Genomic DNA, 25,180 nt, shown 5'->3' with positions numbered 1-25,180 from the left:
TGGCCCGGCATAACGTCAATAGCCGAAGAATACCAGTACTGCTTGCAGCATCTCCGAAAAAATGAATACTAACCATCGCACAAAGGGCTGTGCCGTCATCAATGATTAATTTGTGACGAGACTCTGGATTTCAGCCAGAGTGGAAATTCGGACGAATGCATGAAACTGCGTCAATACAGCAAATGGTCAGTATTTTATCTTAATAAACGCTTTGAAATACAAATCTCAAACACCTGAAACATATAAACTTGCGTTTGATCAAGGAATTGATACAGCTAACATCTCTTATCCAGACCTCTTACCGCCATGACCAGCACAGATAGGTTAGCAGAAAATCACGATGATTTCTTATCTTAAAAGACAAAAATTCTATGCCATTCGGGTTTCTGACCTGAGCTTTACCCGCAAGGAATGAACATTCGCATCGCCTATCCGTGGAATAAATCTCCAGCAAATCCATAGCCAACTATCAGAATAAAAACACTTAACCGGCAAAATGGAGAACACCAAAATCGCGTTGATCGGCTTGGGCTACGTCGGCCTGCCTCTCGCCGTCGAGTTCGCAAAAAAATTCCCGGTGGCCGGCTTCGACATCAAGCAGGAGCGGATCGAAGAGCTCAACAACGGGTGCGACTCGACGCTCGAAGTCGATGCGGAGGCCCTCGGCGCGGTGCTCACGGCGAGCAACCCGCTGAGCGCCGATGGCGACAAGGGCCTCTTCGTCACCTCCTCGATCGCGGAGATCGCCAAAGCAAACATCTACATCGTCACCGTGCCGACGCCGACCGACAAACACAACCGCCCCGTGCTCACCCCGCTCATCCGGGCGAGCGAAACCGTCGGGCGGGTGCTCGATAAAGGCGACATCGTAATCTACGAATCGACCGTCTATCCCGGCGCTACCGAGGAGGATTGCGTGCCGGTGCTCGAACGGGTCTCGGGCCTCTGCTTCAACCGGGACTTTTTCGTGGGCTACTCTCCCGAACGGATCAACCCCGGCGACAAGGAGCACACGGTCGCGAAGATCAAAAAGGTGACCTCCGGCTCAACGCCCGAAGCCGCCCGCAAAATCGACGAACTGTACGCTTCGGTCATCACGGCGGGCACGCACCTGGCCTCGTCGATCAGGGTCGCCGAAGCGGCCAAGGTGATCGAGAACTCGCAGCGCGACATCAACATCGCCTTCGTCAACGAGCTGGCGATGATCTTCAACCGCATGGGCATCGACACGCTCGACGTGCTCAAGGCCGCCGGGACGAAGTGGAACTTCCTGCCGTTCCGGCCCGGCCTGGTCGGCGGCCACTGCATCGGCGTCGATCCCTACTACCTGGCGCAGAAGGCTCAGGAGTACGGCTACCATCCGGAGATCATTCTGGCGGGCCGCCGCCTGAACGACAACATGGGTCGCTACGTCGCCTCGGAGGTGGTCAAGCTGATGATTTCGCGGGATATGAAGGTCAAAGGCGCGAAGGTGCTCATGCTCGGAATCACCTTCAAGGAGAACTGCCCCGACATCCGCAACACCCGCACGGTCGATATTGTGGCCGAGCTGCGGGAGTACGGCGCGCAGGTGCACATTCACGACCCCTGGGCCAACCCGGAGGAGGTGCGGCATGAATATGGACTCGACTGTATCGACGCGCCGGTCGAAGGCGGCTACGACGCCATCATTCTCGCCGTCGCGCACGCGGCGTTCGCGGAGATGGCTATCGGCAAACTCCGCTCGGGCGATAACGCCGTGATCTACGACGTGAAGGGGGTGCTGCCAACCGGCACCATCGACGGCAGATTGTAACGGATGAAGCTTCTCTTCGTCAACTCCGCGCGGGAGTGGGGTGGCACCGAAAAATGGACGCGGATGGCCACCCGCAAGCTCTCAGAGCAGCATGAGGTCTCGCTCATCTATCGCAAGGAGGTGGTGGGCAAAAACTTCGACCTGCCGAAATTCCGCCTCCCCTGCCTCAGCCACATCGATCTCTACACGCTCTTGCGGATGGTGGCGATCATTCGCCAAAACGGCATCGAGGTCGTCATCCCGACCAAGCGCAAGGACTACCTCCTCGGCGGTCTGGCGGGCAAGATCACCGGCGTGCCGATGATTCTGCGGCTCGGCGCGGACCGCAAGCTGAAATGGCCCTGGCAGCGCTTCATGTACCACACCCTCAGCAGCGGCATCATCGTCAACGCGAGCAAAATCAAAAAGACCCTGCTCGAAACCGGCTACATACCCGAAGCGAAAATCCGCGTCATCTACAACGGCCTCGACACCGCCGAACTCGACCGGCGGCGCTCGGAACAGCCCGTCGCCAACCCATTCCCGGTGACGATCACCGGGCTTGGGCGTCTGACGTGGAACAAAGGGTACGACTTTCTCATTCGCAGCTTCGCGCGCTTCGTCAAGCACACCGGCAACCGCGACGCGGGAATCGTGCTGATCGGCGACGGGGCGCAGAAAGAGGAGTTCACCAAACTCGCCGCCGAGCTGGGGCTGCGGGAGCGCGTGCTGTTTCCGGGCTTCCAGCAAAATCCTTACCCGTGGCTCGCCGCGAGCGACATTTTCGCCGTCACCTCGACCAACGAAGGCTTGCCCAACGCCCTGCTCGAAGCGATGTACCTCGGCAACGCGCCGGTCAGCACGCGGGCGGGCGGCGTCGAAGAGGTGATCGACGACAGCCTCAACGGCCTCCTGCTCGACTACGGCGACGAGGAGGCGCTGTCGAGTGCCCTGCAACTGCTCGTCGAATCGCCGGAGCGCCGGGCGGAGTTCGCGCGGCAAGCGAAGGCGCGGATCATCGAACAATTTTCGATGGAGCGGATGGCAAGCGAAATCGCCGGCTTCTGCCGGGAGGTGGCGGGAAAACGATGAGAACGCAACACACCGGACAATGACAAATTCCGCGAACAGATGAATCAATGAATTTCCTCTTCCTGAACTCCGCGAGCCGCGGATGGGGCGGCAACGAACAATCGATCTCCCTGACCGCCAAAATCCTCTCGACGCAGCATGAGATCGTCTTCGCCTACCGCGACGAGGAGATCGGCAGCCATCTGCACTTCCGGAAATACCGCCTCCCCTTTCTCTTCGAGGGCGACCTCTACACGATCTTCCGCCTCACGCAGATTGTCCGGAAGCACCGCATCGATGTGATTATTCCCTCCAAGCGCAAGGATTACGCCATCGCGGGCATCGTCAGCCGCCTGTGCGGAACGCTCAACATCCTCTGGCTCGGAGCGCGGCGCGAACTGCAAAACAACCGGGTGAACCAGCTGGTTTACGAATCTCTGGCGGACGGCATCATCGTCAACGCGCGGCAGATCAAAGAGACGCTCGCCAAGAGCGGCGTCGTGACTGAAAGGAAAATCAAGGTGCTCTATCGCGGCATCGACTCGACAGTGCTGGAGCGCTATCTGCAACCGCCCGGCAACGAAGCCGGAAGGCCGATGATGATAACCGCGATGGGGCGGCTCGACAAGAACAAGAGCCACGACCTGCTCCTGCGCGGTTTCGCGCGCTTTCTCGACATGCGGCCCGGCATCGACGCGCGGCTGGAGATTCTCGGCGAAGGCAACGAGCGGGCCAATCTCGAACGGCTCATCGCTGAACTCGGTCTCGAAGGACGGGCCGTCTTGCGCGGATTTTGCGCCGATCCATATCCTGACCTCGCCTACAGCGACGTGTTCGCCATGACCTCCGAAACCGAGGGACTCTCCATCGCCCTGCTCGAAGCGATGTACCTCGGCAACGCGCCGGTTTCGACTTACGCCGGAGGCGGCGTCACCGAAATCATCGACGACGAAGAGAACGGCCTGCTCTTCGAGCATGGCGACGAAAAAGCGCTTGCCAGCCACCTGCTCAAACTCTACCTTGAACCGGAGTATCGACGGAAAATCGCCGAAGCGGCCCGCAAAAGCGTGGTCGAACGCTACTCGGCGGAGCGCGTCGAGCGAGAGATCGTCGCATTCTGCAAGGAGCTTCAAGCATCGAAACATCCATGAACATTCTCTTCATCAACTCCATCGGCCGCAACAAATTCGGCGGCGGCGAAAAGTGGATGGTCAACGCCGCCAAAGGCTTGACCGATCGCGGCCACAACGTGGTGCTCGCCAGCAAGCGCAACTCCCGGCTGCTGGAGTACGCCGCCGGGCGCGGCGTCCGCACCGAAGCGATGGAGATTCGCGGCGACTTCAGCCCGCTGGCGACGCTGAAAATCGCCGCATGGATGAAAAAGCACCAGACCGACATTCTCATCTGCAACCTCAACAAGGATGTGCGCGTGGCGGGCCTCGCCGCGCGGCTCGTCGGGCGACCCGTGGTGCTGGCGCGCCACGGGATGCTCTTGTGCAGCAAGAAATGGAAGCACAAGCTCTCGCTCACCCGCCTGACCGACGGCATTATCACCAACAGCCGCACCATCAAAGAGGCCTACGCTGGATACGGCTGGTTCGACGAAAATTTCGTGAAGGTGATCTACAACGGCCTCACGATTCCCGGCAACGTCACGGCCTTCGACTTCGCCGCGCGCTACCCCGGCAAAAAGATCATCTACAGCGCCGGACGCCTCTCGAAGCAGAAAGGCTTTGAGTACCTCATCGCCGCCGCCGCCATGCTGCAACGCAAGCGCAACGACCTCATCTTCGCCATCTCGGGCGAAGGCAAGCTCGAAGCTGAACTGAAAAGCAAGGTCAAAGCGCTCGGAATCGAAGACACTTTCGTTTTCCTCGGCTTCACGCCGGACATCTACCCGTGCCTGAAAGGGTGCGACCTCTTCGTGCTGGCGTCGCTGTTCGAGGGGATGCCGAACGTCGTCATGGAGGCGATGGCGATGCAGAAGCCGGTCGTCGCCACCGACGTGAACGGCGCGCGCGAGCTGATGGGCGCGAGCACCGAAAGCCTACGCTGCGACACGGGCCTTATCATCCCGCCGAAAGATCCGGCGGCCATCGCCGAGGCGATCGAAAAAATCATCGACAACCCCGCAGCGATGGCGGCGTTCGGCAAGGCCGGGCGCGAGCGCGTCGAAACGCACTTCACCGTGCCGATCATGGTTGACAATCTCGAAAAGCATCTGAAAGCGAAGCTCGCCGAAAAAGCGCGACGGGGCTGAACGGAAAAAGGGAGCGTGACGGCTCGTTGTCACGCCTCGTCCGAGGCGGGGTAACGCGGAACGAGATGCTCCAGCTCTGGCTCGGTGGTGAAAAGATTGTAGCGACGGGCCAGCTTGCGGAGCACCTTGACGTCGGCGAACACATGCTGCGGCAGATCGCGCCCGTGGATGTGCCTGCCATCAAGATATTCGTCCCGTTTCTGAGCGCCGATGCCGCAAATGACGTAATCGGCATCCCGGCCATGATCGGCGATAGCAAAGACAAGCGCGAGAATGCCTGTCGATGGCCGGAACACCGACCCGCAATCCTTGCGTCTGTCGAAGAGGCGCTTGAGAAAAGTGCTGGTCAGCGAGCCAGCATAGCGGATTTTTCTCCGCATCGAGAGCCGGAAGAACTCGCCGGAGACAATCGGATCGTAACAGCCGCTGAGCCTGCCGACCAGCGCCCGCCGCTCATGCGCCGCCACCGCCTCGACCGGCAAGCGGAACCCTGCCTCGGTGAGCACCTCTTTCAAAAACTCGAAATAGCCGCTTCTCGTCAGAATCATCTTGTCGGGCCGCGACGCGATAATCATCTCCCACTGCCGCACATTCATCTCCCGGTTTGGCGCTCCCTCCCGGCGCTCCTTCGGATGGATCGAGTCGGGACTCAACACGCTCACAACCTGCGTGAACCGGCTGACCGCCTCCGCGTAGTAGCCGATAGCGGCGTTGGCGCAATAGACCGCGTCTCCCAGAGGAATATCCGCACCCGGTTTCGAGCCGAGCACCACGACCAGCTTTTTTTCAAGCTCATGGTTTGAAAAGATTACTGCCAGGAAAATCGATGGACCTGCATAAAGATAAAAAATGGCGTACATTGATTGCTCGGTAACGCAGCCGATCATGAAGAATCCAGAAAAACCAGCCCGGAGATGAAGCCCCGAAAAAAGAAGAAGCGGCAGTTCCGCCAGCTTTTCGCTCGCTCGCTGCAACGCCTCGCGCCCGCCCGAAGCGGCAGCGCCGAATTCAGCGGCCCGCTGCGCTCCGTCGCCATCCTCGCGCAGGAGAAGCTCGGCGATTGTGTGCTGCTCACGCCGCTCGTCCGGAATCTTCGCTGCGCCTTTCCCGATCTCGAAATTCACCTCATCGCCTTCAGCCGCGCCTCAGCGAGCTTCTTCATGAACGACCCGGCGGTGACGGCGGTGCATCTCGTCAAGAAACAGCCCCAGCGCTATTTCCGGGAAGTGCTTTCGCGGAAGTTTGACCTCCTCTTCAACACCAAGGATCACCCATCGACGCACTTTCTGCTCCAGTCGGCGCTCATCCGCGCCCGCTTCAAGGTGGGGCACAAAAACCCGTTCCACGAGGGCCTTTACGACCGGCTGCTCGACCTGGAGTTCCACAGTCACATGGCGGCGAAAAACTGCGCCCTTCTGCCGCTGCTCGGCGTCGCAGATACAGAGACATGCCGCCCATCGCTGCCCGCGATGCCGGTGTCGAACGAGATACGGCAACTGCTGCGTCATCTGGATGGCCTACGTCCGATCGGCATCAATATCAGCGCCGGTCAACCCAACCGATACTGGACTGAAGAAAAGTGGAAAACACTGCTCGGCAGTTTTCCCGGCGAGCGCTTTGTAGTGCTTTCAGGGCCTGACGATGTCGAGTCCAAGCAGCGTCTCGAAGAGAAGTGCCGCAACGTCATCGAAACGCCGCCCACCAACAACCTGTACGAAGCGAGCCTCATCGTCTCGAAGCTCCGGCTGCTCGTAACGCCCGACACCTCAATGGTGCACGTCGCCTCGGGAGCGGGCATTCCGGTTGTCGGTCTGTACCGCGAAGCACCGCAGGACATTTCGCGCTTCGGCCCCTACGCCGTGCCGTACGAACTGGTCGTTTCGACAACGGGAGAAGTAAGCGGCGTTGAGCCTGGCGAAGTCGCCAGCGCCGTGCGGCGGCTCACGGCCCGCGCCATTGGGAAAGAAGCGTGAAATCGTCTAAATTAACGGGCACAATGTCTCCGATCAAGCATCGCCCCTGCACATGACCCTTGTTCTCAGCATCATCGCCATCCCGCTCCTCGCTGGACTCGGCTTGCTCGTCAAGTACCGCATCAAGCGCTGGAAGCAAAAACAGCGGCGGCAGCAAAACGATGTCTGGTCGATCGGTTTGTATGAAGGGCCGGATCCCGTCACGCTCGCGCCCGCCGCCGGAATCCGCAATCCGATCCTGACGGCGAAGGAGGTCACCGATGTGCCCGCGAGATTCGTCGCCGATCCGTTCATGATAGAGCAAAACGGAGCGTTCCATCTTTTTTTCGAGCTGCTCAACACGAAGCGGAAGATGGGCGAAATCGGCCATGCCGTCAGCGACGACCTGAAAACATGGCGCTATAGCCACGTCGTGCTCCGGGAACGGTTCCACCTCTCCTATCCCTATGTTTTTGAACACGATGGCGAGATGTACATGATTCCCGAGTGCGCCAAATCGAAATCGATCCGGCTCTACAAGGCAGCCTCGTTTCCGGACGACTGGCGGCCAATCGTGACGCTCCTGCATGGCGACAAACGCAAGGTGCCGCTGCTCGACCCGTCGATCGTCTTCCACGACGGCCACTGGTATCTCTTCAGCTACATGCGCAAGGTGAACAATCTCCATCTGCATGTCGCCGAAACGCTCACCGGCCCGTGGCGTGAGCACCCGGCAAGTCCCGTCGTCAGGAACAGCGACCACTTCGCGCGCCCCGGCGGACGAGTCGTCAAGAGCGGCACGGAACTCTACCGCTTCGCGCAGGACGGCCTGCCCCATTACGGAAGCAAGGTATGGGGATTCAGAATCACCGAGCTGACACCAACTTCCTACTATGAGGAAGCGGTCTCCGAAACCCCGGTTATCCAGGCAGGCCAAGAATCCTGGAACAACATAGGAATGCATACCGTCGATGCTCACAGAATGCCAGACGGTCGCTGGATCGCGCTGGTTGACGGACTGGAAGACAAATTGAGGTCATGATGAATCAGACGCTTCAAATGCAGGCAGGCTTCACGGCAAAATGATACCTATTGAAAAGAAACAAATCCGAGAACTCCCAATGATCCGGATACTCTGTCTGCATCTTGCTGAAAACCAGGCCAGCTACCGTTACCGCGTCGAGCAGTTCCTCCCCTACTGGAAGGAGTACGGCATCGATATGCAGCCACTTCGCATCACCAGCAAAAGCTATCCTGAAAAACTCTCGATTGCGCTGCGTAGCGGAGAGTACGATTACGTCTGGTTGCAACGCAAGCCTCTCTCGCCGTTGTTCACGTCCATCATCGCTCGCAACACCAACCTGATCTATGATTACGACGACGCGCTCTATGCCGTTGAGAGTTACCGCAAAACAAAGCCCAAACCCACTCAGCCCGGATCGAAACAAACCATTCAACGGCTCAATATGGTTCTAAAATGCTCGTCGCTGGTCTTTGCAGGGAGTCACGCTCTATCCGAGTATGCCAGCAGATTCAATCCTGAAAACACGTTCATCATCCCGACCGCCTACCAAAAACTTCTGGAGCCCCCGTCACCAAAGGCGACCGATGAGACGGTCACCATCGGCTGGATCGGCAACACCGGAAACCTCTACTTCCTCTCCAAGATCGACGAAGCGGCATTTGCCATACAGTCACGGTTCCCGGATTCAAGGTTTTCGGTCATGAGTGGAAAAGCGCCAGAAGGGCTGAAAACGAAATGGGAGTTCGTCAAATGGTCGAAAGAGGGTGAAAGCGCATGGCTCGATTCTATCGACATAGGTATCATGCCACTGGAGGATGATGAGTGGAGCCGTGGCAAATGCGCCTTCAAGCTGTTACAGTACATGGCGCACGGCAAACCGGTCGTGGCCTCGCGGGTGGGGGCGAACATCGACGCGGTCATTCACGGCAACAGCGGCTTTCTTGCCGCCTCGGAGAAAGAGTGGGAAGCCGCCTTCGAAACGCTGGTCTCGAACCCCGAAGAGCGGCTCCGCATGGGTGAAAAGAGCCTCGAACACTTCCTCTCGACCTACGAACGAGAGCAGGTTCAGCAACGGATGGCTACGATTTTACACGAGCATTACAAACAACACGCTTATAACCGGTAAACAAAAAAATCGCAGATGGATCTCAATATTTTTGACAAAATTAAACTTCAGAGAATATCTGACAAAGGCACCGTACCCTGGGACATACACTCGAGCAGCTCATCGTATTTCAATGCATAATGAAAGCCCCAATTATGGCGTTTGTTCAGACGGCTCATACGGGCCATCCTGTCTTCATATTTTTTTGCCATGATTTCAGCACCAAGAACATGACTGTAATGAAACCATAGCCCACCGACAAATTCTGAAAGATTCTTCCCTTTTGGCTTACATCGATGCGCTCCTGGCTTGTAATTTATTTCACGTAATTCAGGTGAAAATATAGCAGTCTTACCCTCTTCCGGACCACAAAGAATATCCATATTTTCTGGTAAAAGCGAGAAATCATTTGCAGGCCGTGTTCTATTCGCTGAATACACCCTATAAGCGTTCGTCTGCCTGATTATATTTGCGTTGGCTTCATATGCCTGATCAAGGAGCGAATCGAGCCCTTGCGGATGATAGATGATTTCATCCGTATCAATGACGCCCACATAACGCGCTTTACCGCGAGCCTTTTTCCATGCCTTGTTCTTTATTCGCTGAAACACCTTGTCCTTGAGCTGGCCACCGGTATTGAAACGCTTGACGGTAACATTGGGGTAGCGTTTGCAAATATCCGGAGATGAGTCTGTTGACATATTATCCCAGACAAAAATCCTCTCTGCAAATCGGGAATAATAATCAAGCGTGAACGGAAGCAGCAGCTCCTCATTATAACACAGCATGTAAAGCCAAAAACGATCCATAATATTTTTTCACCAAATTATTTTGTGTCTTTTTTCATAATAATATGATAAGACATAGCGACGAGACGCCTTCAAAATCGTCTTGCGGATACGTCGAAGCTCCGGGTAAGCCCCGTACATCTCACCTCGACAATTAAAAAACTCCTTAACCAGCTTTTGAAGGTGACTTCTGAGCAATACTCGATAACAACCATAACGACCTTTCTTGTATATAATATGGTCTCGCTCAATGTAATCAATGAGAAGGTTTGTATTAAGAATTGCATGAACTTTTTTATCATTCACAACTTTAATGAGTTTCTTTTCAACCTGGCATTTTGAACGCAACATCGCCAAAACTTTGTGAGATTCATTTGAATCATGAAGACGCCAAACCGACAATGCTCGCTCACGGTAACAATAGGTCGGAATAGAGTTAATAACGATTCTTAAATACAGATCCCAGTCATCATGAGGCTGGGCAAGAGAATCGAATAAACCCACATCATCAAATACCTTTCGATGAACCATTGGCACAGAAGAGTAAATAAAGTTAGCTTCTGATAAATTGAGCAGAAAATCACCCTCGCTAGTTTTTCTCTGATATGTAGATGAAATTTTTATCGTTTTCTTATTTTTAAGAATATTGTTCTTTTCATCAACAATGTCCACCGGAGAGATCACCATGCAAATATCGCCAAGAGCAGGTATCATATCCGTTTGCTCCTTCAGCTTGTCGGGATACCAGTAATCATCCTGATCCAGAAACGCGATGTACTCGCCACGGCATTGCTTAATGGCAAAATTTCGCGTCGCGGCCACACCTTCATTTGGCTTCGTGAACACCCTGATCCGATCATCGTCCGGCAAAAAGGTCTTGAACTCATCACTGCCACCGTCATTGACCAACACCAGTTCAAGCACAGGCGTCGTCTGGCCAAGCACCGACAAAACGGCCTGCCTGAAAAATTCAGGCTTGGGATTGTACACTGCCATAACAGCAGATACTGAAAAGGAAGCACCTTCATGATTGGGTTGCAAAGAGCAGCTCACGGTAGTATAGGTTTGTTTTGCAGGGGTAAATGAAGGCGGGCACTCAGGGCTATAGTAGGGTTTTAAGAACAAAATAAGAAAATGCAAGTAAAGCTCAAAACACTTGACAAAGCACAACAAAATCACGCTGGTTTGATCGGCGAACAATTCCCCTTGTTTCGGATTATTGAATTATATTCAGGTTTGTGCCATATGAACGAGGGATGTGCCTATCCATGAAGATACTGCTGAGAATACTTCGCTACCTGGCTCCGTCGAAAGGGAAAATCGCTCTGGTCATTGTTGTGAGCATGTTTACCTCACTTTTCAGCGTCGTGTCGATCTATTCGATTCTTCCGTTGCTCAACGAGGTTTTTTCCGCCAACCAAACGCCCCTCACAGCCGAACCAGCGACCACCACCCGTCCAAAGTTGACCCTGCAAGAAACGAAGCAGCCCAAACCGGATCAGTTTTTATCGACGACGCATGCAACCGGCAAAAACCTCGAAGGCAAAACCGTCAAGAGCAAAGCCATTCAGCTGAAAACCTGGGCTCTCGAAAAGTTCCAGGCAATGTTCAGCGCTCCTACCAAAGAAGAGACGCTCCTAAAAATCTGCCTGTTCCTGATCTCGGCATTCGCCCTCAAAAACCTGTTCATCTACCTAAACAAGCAGATCATTTTCCGCATCCAGACCAAAACCGCCAAGAAACTCCGTGATGACGTCTTCAGCAGCATCATCGAAATGCAGCTCGATTACTTCAACAAGAACCGGGTCGGCAACCTGATGAACTACGTCTATAACGACGTTGAAAACGTCAACAACAGCATCAGCTCGACGTTCGTAAACTTCCTGCAAAACCCTTTTTCCATTATTGTCTTTCTTACCGTGCTGCTTGCACTGAGCTGGCAATTGACCCTTTTTTCAGCAGTCACGTCGATCGTTATCCTTTTGCTCGTCCGCAGGATCGGCAAAAACATCAGGGGGCTGGCGCGCCGTTACCAGGTAAACATGGGCAACATGAACTCTGTATTGCAGGAAAAATTCAACGGCATCAAGATCATCAAATCCACAGCATTCGAAGAGGTCGAGTTCAACAAGTTCAAGGCATTCACCAAAGAGTTTCGTACGCTCGGCATACGCATCTCGCAGCTCAAGAACATGATCGGCCCTCTCAATGAAACGCTCATGATTGCGGCCATCGCCATGGTGCTCTGGTTTGGCGGCCTGCAGGTCTTCAACGGCATGATGACCGCCAATGAACTCCTGGTCTTCGCCTTCACGTTGTACTCGACCATGGGACCGATCAAGCAGCTTGGCGAAGCAAACACCGCTATCGAGGCTGGACTGGTGTCGGTCGAGCGCCTGTTCGAGGTGCTTGACACCGAACCAGAGATTGTCAACGGCAATCGCCACATCAGCTCGTTCAACAAAGCAATTCGTTTCGAGGATGTCTGTTTCAAATACAACAAGGAGGAGCCCAACGCCCCGAACATCCTCGATCACGTCTCTTTCGAAATCAAAAAGGGTGAAATGGTAGCACTCATCGGCCAATCGGGATCAGGCAAATCGACAGCTGTCGATCTGCTCATGCGGTTCTATGACGTCGATTCGGGACGCATCACCATCGATGACATTGATATTCGCGAGTTTGATTACAAGCAGTTGAGAAAGATGATCGGTGTGGTCAGCCAGGAGGTGATTCTGTTCAACGACACCATCGAGCAGAACATCGCTTATGGCGTCCATGAAGAGATTGAGCACGGCCAGATCGAAAAAGCCGCAAAGCTGGCAAATGCGCACCAGTTCATCATGGAAAAAGCCGATCAGTACAACACCATGATTGGCGATCGCGGCATCCAGCTTTCGGGCGGCCAGCGCCAGCGCATTGCCATCGCCCGCGCTATGGTCAAGAATCCCGAGCTGCTCATCTTCGACGAAGCCACCAGCGCGCTGGACAACGAATCGGAAAAAGTGGTGCAGCAGGCCATCGACCAGGCCATGGAGAACCGCACGGCACTGGTTGTGGCGCATCGTCTTTCAACTATCAAGAATGCCGACCGGATCATTGTCATGGAACGCGGGCGCGTCATCGAATCCGGAAGCCACACAGAGTTGCTCGAAAAGAATGGCGTGTACAAGATGCTCTACGACATCCAGTTTGCCGGTCAGGTGGCCGATCAGCAAAAAAACAATGTGATCTGAAAAACCATACCTGGCCATGACGCAGTATCATGGTTAACGCTATAGCATTTAAGCATTTACATATTTCAACGAAAACGAAAAACAATGAAGATAGTCGGAATTGTTTTCGCCAAAAATGAATGGGGATTAATCGCTGTATCCATTTCACATGCTCTGATAAACCATGTGGACGAAGTCTATGTGGTTAACCACGCCAGCACAGACCAAACATTTAATGGCCTGAACCATCTTAAAAAACTCTGGGGAGAACGCCTTCACATTATAACAATCAACAATATCGGTTTTTTCCAAGAGGAAGCAACAAACACAATCATACAGATATCAAAAAAATCCAATCCTGACTGGATATATGTTTTTGATGCCGACGAATTCTTATTAGCAGACGAATCAACTTCGTTAAAAAAAATACTATCAAATACAGAAAAATGTTGCCAAGCAATCAGATACACAGTCAACAACTATATCTCAACAAGACATTTTAATGACCTCATACTCGACAACTACAAAGATATTATTTATAAATCCGTCATCAATCCAGATATAGAGAAAAAGGTAAACAAGCGTTCATATAAACGCCTCACAAAAAATAAAACAATCCCCGAATTGATTTATGATGGAGATGCCACATTTTTTGACATACCATTTCCTTCAAAAGTAATCATAAGATTCAGTAATTTCTTACAGATAACAGCAGGGGCACATGCAGCCCGTCACTTCAACGGCAACATCCAAGGCAAACACGCAAAAGAAATCGAAGCAGTTCATTTAACCTATCCGACAAAAAAACGCCTGCTGAACAAGGCAGAACGTGGAAAATTTCTGATAAAAACAAATTTCCCCCAAGCCATGGCTGGCAAAATCAACTTGTCTACAAAATAGCGCAAGAAGGGCGGTTAGACTGGTTCTGGGAGAAGCACTCCATCTCTGACAAGCCAACATCAAAAAACTTGGGGCCTGCGCACATCATTGACAGACGATTCAGCGAAATCATAACCAGAACAACAGATTTTCTTGAAAAGGGTTTTCAATCCAGAGACCTCTCAATGATCGGCGACAAAACAATAGAGAATGACAGAGGAAACGAAACAAAAATAAGTATAAGTGAGACAATTGTTCTATTAGAAACCCTGCAAAAACAAAACGCCGCACTAATCGATAATTTTTATAAAACTTTACAAGAAAAACCATTATACAGATTACTAAAAACAGCAAAGCGCGTCGAAAGAGAAATAAGAAAAAGAACAAGATTTTGAAACTATTGACAGACTCAAAACGCCCATCACTTACAACAAAATATAGAGTTGATTAACTGTATTTTTCATTCGGCGCCACCTTTTGGCCGTTGACTTTCTGACTTTATGCAACACCTTAATGAGCCGCCCACATATCGACATATCAAATCTCTGCTTCTCTTTTTCAAGTGCTGCCTTTTGCTTTATCAGCTCCTCCTTTGTTATATGAAAAACACCATACCTGAACCGAACACCAGAACTGTACCTGTAAGAAAAAGACGACAGGGGCTCAAGGGTATAATCATTTTTCCAGAGGACATAGGTAAAACTGAGCTGATCTCTTCTCGAATACCGCTCCACCCAATACCACCATTCTTCCATAATAGTGATCACCGTTGAGCTGGAATGGCGTCGAAAAATGATATTTGTCTCAAATAACCCGTTTGCCTTTGGAAAACCATCTTTTTTTATCAAATACTCCTGTCTTCCCATGACGTCCGGATCATCCTTACCAAGCTGACGACATGCATCAAACTCATCATAGATGCAATTCCTCTCCGGATGCAACGAAGAAGCTATCAAGAGGTTGGCGCTTAGCGCCCTGTCTATATCATTAAAGATATCTCCATCCACAATATCAATATTAGCATCAACCCACAAACTCACCCCATGTTCCGGAAACAGGAGATGAGGATGCAGTTTGTGCCATCGCTGATTTCTAACATCATCAAGCTTTTCAAAGCGCAATGGCCTGATTTCCCATTGAGCGTTTTTTTCATTTTGGATACCCATATTATCCGAAAAACAGACATAATCCCACTCAGGACTGATAAACGTATGGTTCAGTAACTCATCATACCCACCGGTAATGCAGGTGTAGATAACACCTTTTTTCCCTGCGCTCATAATTTGTGTGCTTCAATAATTAAGGGTACTGAAAATCCACGTTTTGCCTCAATCACAACCCCGCTTCCAGCGGTCGTGCAGCCAGAACCACTCTTCGGGGCGGCGGCGAATCTGCGCTTCGATCGCACTGGTGTATCGAGCGGCAAGGATGGCGATGTCCGTCTTGTTGAAGGAGAGATCGGAGGTATCGATATGGGTAAGTGTGATGGTGTAGCGGCCATCACCGTTGCTGGTGCATATGGGCACAAACAATGGCACTTTCGCCCGGAGCGCAAAGAAGGCTGCACCGTGGAACATGGTGGTGCGACGGCCAAGAAACTCGCCGAAATTGGCCTCATCCGGATCAGACTGGTCGCCGAGAATAGCCAGCGTACCGCCGTTCTGCAACAGGCGCAATCCCTCCCGGATCGACTGCTTCGGATAGACCACACGGTTACCGCGCATGGTCCGGTAATCGTTCATTTTGCGGTCAACCCGCTCATTGTGCAGCCGCTTGACGATGATGGTGACGGGGCAGATCAAAAGGCCGAAGGCCGTCGCCATCAACTCCCAGTTGCCGTAATGGGCCGACACCATCACTGCGCCCGTCTTTCCGCTGCGTTGCCACTCCCAGAAAGCGTCGTCGCCTTTGATATCGACCAGCGAGGCAGCATCGCCGCGGTTGCGGATCAAGGGCAGTCGCAGCACTTCGAGCAGCGTACTGGCAACATTGCGATACATGGCCGTCGCAATGCGGCCGATCTCTTCTGAAGATTTTTCAGGGAAGGTCAAGCTGAGGTTCCTGTAAACCATATCCCGCCTGAGCCCGATGCCCCTGTGTATGAAGTCCCCGATAAAACAGGCCAGGCGGCGGGTCTGTTCCCGGCTCAACATACGAACCAGAGCGCCGAGCAACATGACCACCCCGTAGGTCACGATATCCAATGCCGGGCGCATGGTGCGTTTCACTCTCTTTCTGAGCCTGTTTCGATCGATGCTCATGCAACACGCACCTTATTCATATTCATAACCGCCATCCATTGAAATCATCCTTTATCCCGGAAAACGGGCAGAAAAGGCCGCGCTGCACCTGAAAAAGCAATCCTGAGCGCAAAACCTTTCTGAAGGTACGAAACCGGAGAAAACATGGAAAACACGAAGTGCTGCCCCGGTCAGAGAATAGCGCAACAACGGCGGGCGACAAATTTCACCGGCAATGAGACGCCCGCGAAAGGAGCGAACAACTTTTTAGGGACTCTTGAGTCTCGAATTATATTTAATTAATATGAATTAGGCCTGAAATCTGAAGACCCGGAAAGAGAGATGCCCCCCAAAGTGCTCACCCGAGACGAAATCGTACTGAAGACCAGAAACTGGCAGGCTGCCGGAGAAAAAGTCGTATTCACCAACGGCTGTTTCGACATCCTCCACGCCGGTCATGTGCGCTATCTTTCGGCAGCCCGCCAACTGGGCGACCGACTCGTTATCGGGCTGAACACTGACGCTTCGGTCAGACGGCTCAAAGGCCCGAAAAGACCGGTGGCGGCGGAGCAAGACCGGGCCGAAGTGCTCTCGGCGCTGGCGTCGGTCGATGCCGTCACGCTCTTCGACGACGATACGCCAGAAGCGCTGATCGAATTGCTCTTGCCGGACATTCTGGTCAAAGGAGCTGACTGGCCGGTCGAAAAAATCGCCGGAGCCAAAACCGTCATCGAACACGGCGGCTCCGTTTTGACCGTGCCGCTGCTCGAAGGCCGCTCGACAACCGGCATCATCGAGACCATCATTCAACTTCATTGCCCCCAACAGACCGGTGGATAGAGTCAAGAAATTCAGTTTTTTCGTGATGACCGCCGCATCGGCCGTCGTCATCGTTCTCTGCATCGCCGCCGCCCTGGTGCTCAACAGCGGTATGGTGGATCTGTTCGCCAAAAAACAGCTCCTGTCGATGTTCAACAATGAGTACCGGGGGCGGCTCGAACTGAAAGAGGTCAAACTGCGCTTCCCTGACGAGCTCACCCTCGTCGGTCCCGGTATCTTCGAGGAAGGAGCCGCGAAACCCGTGGCCCGCGCAGACAGACTCACCCTGAAGTTCAATTTTCTTTCGCTCCTCAAGCCGAAGATCACGCTGTTGTCGTTCAGGGAAGTCAATGTCGACGGTGGCCAGGCCAGCATCGTCGAGTATCCCGGAGGGCAGCTCAATATCGGGAAAATCTTCACAAGAAGGCATCCGGAATTGCCTCTGGTGCTGGATATCGAAAAGTTTCGCGCCAGACAGCTCAAACTCAGAAACAGCGCGCTGTCGTGGAAGCCAGCCAACGCGCCCGCTTACCGGCTGCAAAATCTCCAGCTCGACATGTCGAAGGCTTTTGTTGCCAAGTACGAGTTCATGGGCACAATCAGGCAGATGCAGTTCACCATGCCTGACCGTGGGCTGACGCTCAAAAAGGGTTCCGGATCGCTGGCCTTTTCCTCGGTGCGGAGCGACGTGCTCGGTCTCGACCTCGAAACCGCAAAAAGCCACGCAAAGCTGTCGGTCTCCATCGACGGACTCGATATCTTCTCCGGCATCTCGAAAAAGAGCCTGCTGAACAAAAAAACATTCATCCATGTCGAGTCGCTGGGCATCGACACCTCCGAGCTGAACCGGTTCATCCCGATTCCGGCGCTGCCCTCCGGCGTGTACCGCATGAAAGGCGATGCGAAAGGCACCTTCAGCGACCTTGAAATCCTGCCGACGAGCATTGAATATAACGGCAGCCACATTGCGTTTCAGGGTAAAATGCTCAACATTCTCGACCCGGAAAGCCTCTCGTTCAACCTGCAAATCGACAAATCGAAGCTCTCTTCGGCACTGCTCACGAAAGTAATCACCGACGAGCGTTTCCGCACGCGCGCCAAAGAGGCTGGCGATGTGAACTTCAGTGGCATGTTGAGGGGGCGGCTCGATCAGTGGATAACCGGCATCGATTTCAAGACCGCCATCGGCAGCGGATCGACCAAATTTGACACAAAGCGGCTGGGCGGTGGAAAGTATCAGCTTGACGGGGAGTTCGACATTGAAAAAACCGAACCGAACCGGCTGCTTGGCATCAGGGGCGTTAAGAGTGGCTTTTCCGGTTCGGGTTCGTTCAACGGTACCGGCAGCGCTTCCGGCATCGAAAACGCCCATCTCGAAACCTCCGTAAAGAGCGCGTTCTGGCAGCAGCAGACTATCTCGTCAGGCTCGATCACCCTCGACCTGAAGGGCAAGAAGGCCGATCTTTCAACTGACCTCAAAAGCCCTGATGGAGCCAGCCTCATCATGGCGGGCCTCATCGATTTCTCAAGCCCGGCGCCTTCTTACAGTGCCGGCGGCAGCGTCAGAAAACTCGATCTGTCCAAAGCCACCACACGTCAGGATTTCAGGAGCGACCTGAACGGCCGGTTCGACCTGAAGGGGCAGGGGTTCGATCCCGCCTCTCTGAACATCAAGGCCAGCTTCGTGCTGGAGCCGTCGTCGTTCAGCGACTTCCACTTCAGGGAGCGCTCGACGATTTCGGCCAGCATCGTGCAGAACGCCGGCTCCTCGGCGGTGTCACTCGAAAGTGAAGCCGTCGACCTCGCCGTCCAGGGCTCTGCGTCGATGAGCCAGATGATTGAGGCCCTTCAAATGGCGGCGGCCTGCGTCGCAAGAGAAACCGGCAGCACCACAGCCATTCAGCTTCCACGCGGGCCCTCGCCCTGGGCCTTCAACTACAGGCTTGCCGTGCGTGACCTCACACCACTCAAGCCTTTGCTTCCGGCAAAAGAGTTCCGGTTCAAAGGCTCCGCCTCCGGTAAAGCCTCCTTTTCGGGAGGCCGCCTCTCGATGGACACCGCTCTCTCCAGCACCACGCTTTCCAACGGGCCATCGTTCCAGCTGGGCAACACTGCGATGACGGGATCGATGGAATGCACGGCGGGTGGCGTTGCAGCGGCTCGTCTCTCCGGCACAGCGGGCACGATAAACACGTTCGGCAGGGAGCTGAAAAACCTGCGCCTGGTGTCATCGTTCGACAATGGCCGCCTCGCGGCCTCGCTTGATCTTGCCATGCCCCGGTTCTCGGAAAAGCTGAGCGCGGTCTTCACTGCCCGGCGCTCCGGCAACGCTGCCGCCGTCTCCATCGACAGGCTTGCCTTCACCACCCCGAGTGGCGTCTGGCAGACCGCGCCCGGCAGCACACTCGATGTCGCAAAAGAGTTTATCCGTTTCAACCACGTCAGATTTGCGAAGGGCGCGCAGTCGCTGCAACTGGACGGGCTGCTCAGCAACAGCGTCTCCGGAACCTTTCGCGGAACGCTCTCCGGCATCAACCTGACCGAAGCGAAATACTTTCTGCCCGACTCCGCGCTGAAGCCAATGAGCGGCACCGTCAACGCGGACTTCACAGTCAGCGGCGCACCCGGTTCGAAGACGAGCGACCTCGACCTGAGAGGCTCCGGCGTCACCTGGGACCAGCTCAATGTCGGTGCGGTGCACGTGACGGCCCGCCACGCCGGAAATCAGTTGCGTTTTGACTACGAAAGCCGGGGCGCGGCTGCGCAAGCCGGAACTACCGCGACAGTACCGGTCAACACCATCACGGGTTCCGGGACGGTTCCGCTGGTACTGAACTACTCGCCAGCAGAGGTCAGGATACCCGAAAACCGGCCAATCAATATCGCCATGCGCTCGAACGACCTGTCGGCCGGCATCGTCACCTACATCGTCCCGATCTTCGACCATGCCGAAGGAGTCATACCGACCGACCTGCGTGTCACCGGCTCAATGCCGAAACCAAACATCTACCTGACCACCCGACTCAGGGATACCAGAATCCGGATCGCGCCGACGCAGGTCACCTACCAGATTAACGGCCAGATCACCGGAACGCCTTCGCGAATCGACCTCGGCCGCATCGAACTCAGAGACACCGAGAAGGGTTCCGGCACGGTTAGCGGCATGATCGGCCTCGACGGGCTGAAACCCGTCACGGCCAACATCAGCGGTACGCTCAGCGACCTGCTGCTCTACAACAAAAAGGACATGAAGGACGACACCTCCTTCGGCACCATCCGTGGCACGAGCAACAATCTTCGTTTCTACGGCGAGCTGACCGCACCTGTCGCCGAGGGCGATCTCGTACTGACCTCAACCAATTTCAGCCTCTACCGCAAAGGATCGAGCGAAGGCGCCAAATACATTGGCGTTGAAAAATACATCACCTTCGTGCCACGCCGCCCCTCGCCGAAACTGGCTGAAACAAACGCACTACCGGAAAAACTGGAGTTTCGCTACAACCTGCTCGACATCCTGCAAATCAAGAATCTCAGGCTCTCGAACAGCGCGCCGATCAAAGGCACCATGATTTTCGACCGGATCAGGGGCGAGCGGATCGAAGCGACGATGAACAACCTGTCGCTCGTGGTCAACAAATCAGGGCAACGATTCAGCCTGTTCGGTTCGATCGATATCTCCGGCGGCAAATACACCTTCTCGAACACAAGCTTCGACCTCGAAAACAGCGGCTGGGTAGCATGGAATAACGAAGAGATCAGGGATGGCCACCTGGTCGACATCTATGGCGGCAAACAGGTAACGGTGACCGACGCGCAGACTGGCGAGCGCGACAACGTCCGCCTGCTCATCGCCGTCAGCGGCACCATCGAAAAGCCGGACGTGCGCATGGGCTACTACCTGAACGACGACTCACAGCCCTACTCATCAGCCAACATGATCGGGCGGCAGGCAAGCCACGTCGATCCGAACGCCGACCTGAACGTCATCTCCATGCTCTTTTCAAGGCAGTGGTACCTCAATCCGGAGCGGCAGGGGTCCAGAGGAGTCAGCCCCGTATCGAGCGTCGGCATCTCCGCAGGCACCGGCCTGCTCTCCTCGCAGATTTCGAGCATCGTGCAGAATCTGGCCGGACTGGAGAGCTTCAACGTCAACCTCGGCACCGGCGCGAACGGCAACCTCAGCGGCCTGGAGGTCTCCTACGCCATGCTTGTGCCGGGTACCGGCGGCAAGGTGAGGTTTGTCGGCACCCACACAACACCCGTCGCGGGCAGCAGCACCACAACGAACTACTACAACGGTTCTTCGCAGAAGATCGAGTACCGCGTCACCCCGAAGGTCTATGTCGAGGCGTTCCGCTCTTACGGCATGACCACCAGTGACGCCACCTACACCAACCTGCAGAAGCCGACCGAAAACTGGGGCGTCAGCGTCTCGTACCGAGAGAAGTTCCACACCTGGGGCCAGTTCTGGGATCGTCTGTTCGGAGGAAAAAAGAAGGAGCAGGAGAAAGAGAAAGACAAAAAAGAGTAAAGCTTCGTACACTTGTTATTTTTCATACCTTTAAGAATATTTCCACAGAACGGAACCATCGATTCCTGAGTCAACAGTGCTGACTGGCAGAAACATTCTTCTCGGCATCTCCGGCGGCATCGCTGCCTACAAAACGCCACAACTGGTCAGGCTTCTGAAAAAGTCGGGAGCCGACGTGCAGGTGCTTGCCACCACCTCGGCACTGAAGTTCGTCAGCGAACTGTCGCTGGCGACCGTGTCGAACCGCCCGGTGCTCACCGGCATCTTTACGGCGGATACCGAAGGCGAGTACACCCGCCACATCTCGCTTGGCGAGTGGGCCGACGCCTTCGTCATCGCACCCGCCACAGCCAACACCCTCGCGCGTCTCGCCACCGGGCTTTGCGACGACATGCTCTCGCTCTGCTTCCTCACCCTCCGCCCCGACAAGCCGGTGCTGATCGCACCCGCCATGGACGGCCATATGTACAACTCCCTCTCGGTGCAGCGCAACCTTTCGACGCTTGCCGAAGAGGGCTGCCGCATCCTCGAACCCGAAAGCGGCTCGCTCGCATCGGGCCAGTGCGGGCTTGGACGGATGCCCGAACCGGAAACAATCTTTGAGGCACTCGCCGGAATGCTCGCCACGCCGGAAAAATCGGCGCTCAACGGCAAAACGGTGGTCGTGACCGCCGGGCCGACACGGGAGAAGATCGATGGCGTGCGCTTTCTCTCGAACTACTCCTCCGGCAAGATGGGCTTCGCCATCGCCGCCGATGCGGCCCGGCGCGGCGCGGTCGTGCGCCTCGTGACCGGGCCGGTCAACCTGCCGACGCCGCCGGGCGTGGAGCGCATCGACGTCGAGAGCGCGGAGCAGATGCTCGCGGCAGCCCGACCGCTCTTCGACGACTGCGATCTCTTCATCGGCGCAGCAGCAGTGGCCGATTACCGCCCCGAAGCGTCGGTCGAAGGCAAGATCAAGAAGAAGGATGCGGAGATGGAGATTCGTCTTGTCAGGAATCCGGACATTCTCGCCGAATTCGCGACGAACCGGAAGCCCGGTCAGCTCGCCGTCGGCTTCGCCCTCGAAACGGCGGGCGGCATCGACTACGCCCGAAAAAAGCTGACAGACAAGCAGCTCGACCTCATCGCCTTCAACATCTACAATGGCCATACGTCAGGCTTCGAGGTCGATACCAACGTGTTGACCCTGCTCGGGCGCGACGGCAGCGTCACCGAACTGCCGCTGCTCTCGAAGGAGAAGGCCGCTGCGAAGCTGCTCGATGCGGTCGAAACCATCCTGCCACGTTAATTTCAAAGCACGACGTTTCATGATAACGCAGGAATCCCTTTTCGACCCCGTTCAGGAAGAACCAGCGCAGCCGAACTCTCCGGAGCAGGGTCTCGACGATCTCCGCCCGATCACCCTTGAATGCCGCAAGTGCCGTCTGGCAGAGACCCGCAGGAGCGTGGTGTTCGGCGAAGGGAATCCCAAAGCCGGTCTGTTCGTTATAGGTGAAGCCCCTGGAGCGGATGAAGACGCGCAGGGCCGCCCGTTCGTAGGCCGCTCGGGCCAGCTGCTCGACAAGATTCTGCTCGCCATCGGCTTCGAACGCAAGGACGTTTACATCGGCAACATCATCAAGTGCCGTCCACCGGAGAACCGCAATCCGCTCGCTGACGAAATCGACTGCTGCAAACCGTGGCTCATGCAGCAACTTGAGATCATCAACCCGAAAGTGCTGCTCCTGCTCGGCCGGGTGGCAGCCAACACCATTCTCGAAAACACCCAGTCGATGGGTTCGATGCGGGGCCGCATCATCAAGTGGAAAGGGTTCGACTGCGTCGTCACCTACCACCCGGCGGCGCTGTTGAGAAATCCGAACTGGAAGCGCCTCTGCTGGGAGGATGTGCAGATGCTCCGGGCGCATTACGACAAGGTCTGCCCGAACGGCTGACCGGATATGGAAATCATGAAAGGACGAGGAAAGCACGAGGAATGAAGCCGCGCGAAGCACAAGTAGATTTAAGCCGTGACATCGACTTCAGCAAGGAGAGCCGTGTGCCTCCCTATTCGCTGGAGGTCGAGCAGGAGGTGCTCGCCTGCATCCTGCTCGAAGACGATCCGATCGAACAGGTGATCCAGATTTTCGGCGACAACGGCGAAGCGGTCTTTTACGAAAAGCGCCACCAGATCATCTACAAGGCGATGATGCAGCTCTACCAGAAGCGGCAGGCCATCGACCTCATCACGGTGAGCGAAGAGTTGTCGCGCATGGGTGAGCTGGAGAACATCGGCGGACGCCCCTACCTCGGTGAGCTTTCGGGCAAGGTGATCAGCTCGGCGAACATCGAGTTCTACGCCCGGCTGGTGAAGGAGAAATACCTCTACCGGCGGTTGATTTCGATTTCGTCGCACATTTCGAGTGCGGCCTACAACACCTCGATGGACATCTTCGACCTGGTCGAAAACGCCTCGCAACAGTTCTTCAACATTTCGCAGGCGGGCGTCAAAAAAAGGCGACCAGCATCAAGGAGCTTCTCAAGACCGCGACGAGGATGATCGAAAATCTCGGCTCCTCCCACTCGTCGGTCACTGGCATCGGGTCGGGCTTTTCGGAGCTTGACGAGTACACCGCCGGATTCCAGCCTTCGGACATGATCATCATCGCCGCCCGTCCATCGGCGGGCAAGACAGCATTCGCCCTCGCACTCGCGCGCAACGCGGCGGTGAACTTCAATACGCCGGTGCTCTTCTTCAGCCTCGAAATGGCGGAGATTCAGCTCGCGCTCAGGCTGATGTGCGCCGAGGCGTACGTCGAGTCGCAGCTCGTAAGACGCGGCCAGATTTCGCCGGAGATGATGAACAAGATCATCAACAGCATGGATTCGCTGGCCGACGCCAAGCTCTTCATCGACGACACGCCGGGCATCTCGATTATGGAGCTGACCGCCAAGACCCGCCGGATGAAACAGGAGCATGGCATCGGCATGGTGGTGGTGGACTACCTCCAGCTCGTCACGCCGGTCAGGGATGGCAAGTCGAACCGCGAGCAGGAGATCGCGCAGATTTCGCGTTCGCTCAAGGCGCTCGCCAAGGAGCTGAACATCCCGGTCATCGCGCTGGCGCAGCTCAACCGTTCGGTTGAACAGCGCTCCGGCGACCGCCGGCCGCAGCTCAGCGACCTTCGCGAATCCGGCTCCATCGAGCAGGACGCTGACATGGTCATGTTCCTGTCGAGGCCGGAGATGTACGGCATCAAGAACTTCGAGGACGGCTCCTCGACCAAGGACATCGCCGAGGTGGTCATCGGCAAACAGCGAAACGGCCCGATCGGCACGGTCAGGCTGCTCTTCCTGAAGAACTACGGGCGCTTCCAGTCAACGGCCAACAGCTACCTGACAGCCGCCGATAGCGGACAGCCGCAGCCCGAACCCGCCCGTGGAGGCGGCTATCTGGAGGCATCGCTGCCCGAACCACCGCCGCTCGACATGGACAGTTTCATCAACAATTCGGACGCTGCACCTTTTTAACCCTGCTGG

General features: G+C 55.2%; 19 protein-coding genes and 1 pseudogene. 15 read left to right on the top strand and 5 right to left on the bottom strand.

Going from position 1 to position 25,180, the window contains the following annotated elements:
• The first annotated feature begins 496 nt into the window (after positions 1-496).
• Genes NY406_RS00835 through NY406_RS00820 form a run of 4 tightly spaced genes read left to right on the top strand, consistent with a single transcriptional unit; the run spans position 497 to position 5,105 of the window.
• Complete coding sequence (locus NY406_RS00835) at positions 497-1,795, top strand: nucleotide sugar dehydrogenase (RefSeq protein ID WP_129050489.1); 1,299 nt, start codon at positions 497-499, stop codon at positions 1,793-1,795.
• 3 nt (positions 1,796-1,798) lie between these two features.
• Positions 1,799-2,866 carry a glycosyltransferase gene (locus tag NY406_RS00830; protein WP_129050490.1) on the top strand — a complete coding sequence of 356 codons (1,068 nt, stop codon included), beginning with the start codon at positions 1,799-1,801 and terminating at the stop codon, positions 2,864-2,866.
• A 47-nt stretch (positions 2,867-2,913) separates the two neighbouring features.
• Positions 2,914-3,996 carry a glycosyltransferase gene (locus tag NY406_RS00825; RefSeq protein WP_260534703.1) on the top strand — a complete coding sequence of 361 codons (1,083 nt, stop codon included), beginning with the start codon at positions 2,914-2,916 and terminating at the stop codon, positions 3,994-3,996.
• The gene (locus NY406_RS00820) at positions 3,993-5,105 is read left to right on the top strand and encodes a glycosyltransferase (RefSeq protein WP_260534702.1); all 1,113 of its coding nucleotides are present in this window, start codon (positions 3,993-3,995) and stop codon (positions 5,103-5,105) included. Before NY406_RS00825 ends, NY406_RS00820 begins: the two co-directional genes overlap by 4 nt.
• 29 nt (positions 5,106-5,134) lie before the next feature.
• On the opposite strand, the gene NY406_RS00815 is transcribed toward NY406_RS00820, so the two are convergent.
• Complete coding sequence (locus tag NY406_RS00815; RefSeq protein ID WP_260534701.1) at positions 5,135-5,965, bottom strand: hypothetical protein; 831 nt, start codon at positions 5,963-5,965, stop codon at positions 5,135-5,137.
• Between the two features lie 54 nt (positions 5,966-6,019).
• On the opposite strand from NY406_RS00815, the gene NY406_RS00810 reads away from it, so the two are divergent.
• From NY406_RS00810 to NY406_RS00800, 3 genes are all read left to right on the top strand, one after another.
• Entirely contained in the window at positions 6,020-7,078 is a 1,059-nt protein-coding gene (locus NY406_RS00810) for a glycosyltransferase family 9 protein (protein WP_260534700.1), read from the top strand.
• A gap of 52 nt (positions 7,079-7,130) precedes the next feature.
• On the top strand, positions 7,131-8,099 hold the full coding sequence (locus NY406_RS00805) for a hypothetical protein (protein WP_260534699.1): 969 nt from the start codon (positions 7,131-7,133) through the stop codon (positions 8,097-8,099).
• A 79-nt stretch (positions 8,100-8,178) separates the two neighbouring features.
• Entirely contained in the window at positions 8,179-9,207 is a 1,029-nt protein-coding gene (locus NY406_RS00800) for a glycosyltransferase family 4 protein (RefSeq protein ID WP_260534698.1), read from the top strand.
• Positions 9,208-9,254: 47 nt separating this feature from the next.
• Here NY406_RS00800 and NY406_RS00795 read toward each other — a convergent pair whose 3' ends face one another.
• Together NY406_RS00795 and NY406_RS00790 are read right to left on the bottom strand one after the other, a co-directional pair.
• Positions 9,255-9,995 carry a glycosyltransferase family 2 protein gene (locus NY406_RS00795; RefSeq protein ID WP_260534697.1) on the bottom strand — a complete coding sequence of 247 codons (741 nt, stop codon included), beginning with the start codon at positions 9,993-9,995 and terminating at the stop codon, positions 9,255-9,257.
• A gap of 9 nt (positions 9,996-10,004) precedes the next feature.
• Positions 10,005-11,174, bottom strand: coding sequence for a glycosyltransferase (locus tag NY406_RS00790; protein WP_260534695.1), 1,170 nt, complete (start codon positions 11,172-11,174; stop codon positions 10,005-10,007).
• Positions 11,175-11,242: 68 nt separating this feature from the next.
• On the opposite strand from NY406_RS00790, the gene NY406_RS00785 reads away from it, so the two are divergent.
• From NY406_RS00785 to NY406_RS00775, 3 genes are all read left to right on the top strand, one after another.
• Positions 11,243-13,210: an ABC transporter ATP-binding protein gene (locus NY406_RS00785; RefSeq protein WP_260534693.1), complete on the top strand. Its 1,968-nt coding sequence runs from the start codon at positions 11,243-11,245 to the stop codon at positions 13,208-13,210.
• A gap of 84 nt (positions 13,211-13,294) precedes the next feature.
• A complete protein-coding gene (locus NY406_RS00780; RefSeq protein WP_260534691.1) occupies positions 13,295-14,089 on the top strand; it encodes a glycosyltransferase family 2 protein in 795 nt (264 codons plus the stop codon).
• A 164-nt stretch (positions 14,090-14,253) separates the two neighbouring features.
• Positions 14,254-14,463, top strand: a complete 210-nt coding sequence (locus NY406_RS00775) for a hypothetical protein (RefSeq protein ID WP_260534690.1) — start codon at positions 14,254-14,256, stop codon at positions 14,461-14,463.
• A gap of 30 nt (positions 14,464-14,493) precedes the next feature.
• Here the strand turns inward: NY406_RS00775 and NY406_RS00770 are convergent, their stop codons facing one another.
• Positions 14,494-15,348, bottom strand: coding sequence for a DUF616 domain-containing protein (locus tag NY406_RS00770; protein ID WP_260534688.1), 855 nt, complete (start codon positions 15,346-15,348; stop codon positions 14,494-14,496).
• 48 nt (positions 15,349-15,396) lie between these two features.
• On the bottom strand, positions 15,397-16,329 hold the full coding sequence (locus NY406_RS00765) for a lysophospholipid acyltransferase family protein (RefSeq protein WP_260534686.1): 933 nt from the start codon (positions 16,327-16,329) through the stop codon (positions 15,397-15,399).
• Between the two features lie 321 nt (positions 16,330-16,650).
• On the opposite strand from NY406_RS00765, the gene rfaE2 reads away from it, so the two are divergent.
• From rfaE2 to dnaB, 5 genes and pseudogenes are all read left to right on the top strand, one after another.
• Positions 16,651-17,148 carry a D-glycero-beta-D-manno-heptose 1-phosphate adenylyltransferase gene (gene rfaE2, locus NY406_RS00760; RefSeq protein WP_260534685.1) on the top strand — a complete coding sequence of 166 codons (498 nt, stop codon included), beginning with the start codon at positions 16,651-16,653 and terminating at the stop codon, positions 17,146-17,148.
• Positions 17,149-17,173: 25 nt separating this feature from the next.
• A complete protein-coding gene (locus NY406_RS00755; RefSeq protein ID WP_260534684.1) occupies positions 17,174-21,658 on the top strand; it encodes a translocation/assembly module TamB in 4,485 nt (1,494 codons plus the stop codon).
• A 76-nt stretch (positions 21,659-21,734) separates the two neighbouring features.
• Positions 21,735-22,949: a bifunctional phosphopantothenoylcysteine decarboxylase/phosphopantothenate--cysteine ligase CoaBC gene (gene coaBC, locus NY406_RS00750; RefSeq protein ID WP_260534683.1), complete on the top strand. Its 1,215-nt coding sequence runs from the start codon at positions 21,735-21,737 to the stop codon at positions 22,947-22,949.
• 19 nt (positions 22,950-22,968) lie between these two features.
• Complete coding sequence (locus NY406_RS00745) at positions 22,969-23,595, top strand: uracil-DNA glycosylase (RefSeq protein ID WP_260534682.1); 627 nt, start codon at positions 22,969-22,971, stop codon at positions 23,593-23,595.
• A 41-nt stretch (positions 23,596-23,636) separates the two neighbouring features.
• A pseudogene (gene dnaB, locus NY406_RS00740) lies at positions 23,637-25,171 on the top strand (replicative DNA helicase).
• Positions 25,172-25,180 lie beyond the last annotated feature (9 nt).

It is taken from the genome of Chlorobaculum sp. MV4-Y, from assembly GCF_025244685.1.
In the GTDB taxonomy this organism is placed as follows: domain Bacteria; phylum Bacteroidota; class Chlorobiia; order Chlorobiales; family Chlorobiaceae; genus Chlorobaculum.
This window is presented reverse-complemented; position numbering and strand designations above follow the sequence as displayed.

Coding starts and splice junctions, on each gene's coding strand:
- NY406_RS00835 (WP_129050489.1), top strand. CDS start 497: ATGGAGAACACCAAAATCGCGTTGATCGGCTTGGGCTACGTCGGCCTG.
- NY406_RS00830 (WP_129050490.1), top strand. CDS start 1,799: ATGAAGCTTCTCTTCGTCAACTCCGCGCGGGAGTGGGGTGGCACCGAA.
- NY406_RS00825 (WP_260534703.1), top strand. CDS start 2,914: ATGAATTTCCTCTTCCTGAACTCCGCGAGCCGCGGATGGGGCGGCAAC.
- NY406_RS00820 (WP_260534702.1), top strand. CDS start 3,993: ATGAACATTCTCTTCATCAACTCCATCGGCCGCAACAAATTCGGCGGC.
- NY406_RS00815 (WP_260534701.1), bottom strand. CDS start 5,965: ATGTACGCCATTTTTTATCTTTATGCAGGTCCATCGATTTTCCTGGCA.
- NY406_RS00810 (WP_260534700.1), top strand. CDS start 6,020: ATGAAGCCCCGAAAAAAGAAGAAGCGGCAGTTCCGCCAGCTTTTCGCT.
- NY406_RS00805 (WP_260534699.1), top strand. CDS start 7,131: ATGACCCTTGTTCTCAGCATCATCGCCATCCCGCTCCTCGCTGGACTC.
- NY406_RS00800 (WP_260534698.1), top strand. CDS start 8,179: ATGATCCGGATACTCTGTCTGCATCTTGCTGAAAACCAGGCCAGCTAC.
- NY406_RS00795 (WP_260534697.1), bottom strand. CDS start 9,995: ATGGATCGTTTTTGGCTTTACATGCTGTGTTATAATGAGGAGCTGCTG.
- NY406_RS00785 (WP_260534693.1), top strand. CDS start 11,243: ATGAAGATACTGCTGAGAATACTTCGCTACCTGGCTCCGTCGAAAGGG.
- NY406_RS00780 (WP_260534691.1), top strand. CDS start 13,295: ATGAAGATAGTCGGAATTGTTTTCGCCAAAAATGAATGGGGATTAATC.
- NY406_RS00775 (WP_260534690.1), top strand. CDS start 14,254: ATGATCGGCGACAAAACAATAGAGAATGACAGAGGAAACGAAACAAAA.
- NY406_RS00770 (WP_260534688.1), bottom strand. CDS start 15,348: ATGAGCGCAGGGAAAAAAGGTGTTATCTACACCTGCATTACCGGTGGG.
- NY406_RS00765 (WP_260534686.1), bottom strand. CDS start 16,329: ATGAGCATCGATCGAAACAGGCTCAGAAAGAGAGTGAAACGCACCATG.
- rfaE2 (WP_260534685.1), top strand. CDS start 16,651: ATGCCCCCCAAAGTGCTCACCCGAGACGAAATCGTACTGAAGACCAGA.
- NY406_RS00755 (WP_260534684.1), top strand. CDS start 17,174: ATGACCGCCGCATCGGCCGTCGTCATCGTTCTCTGCATCGCCGCCGCC.
- NY406_RS00745 (WP_260534682.1), top strand. CDS start 22,969: ATGATAACGCAGGAATCCCTTTTCGACCCCGTTCAGGAAGAACCAGCG.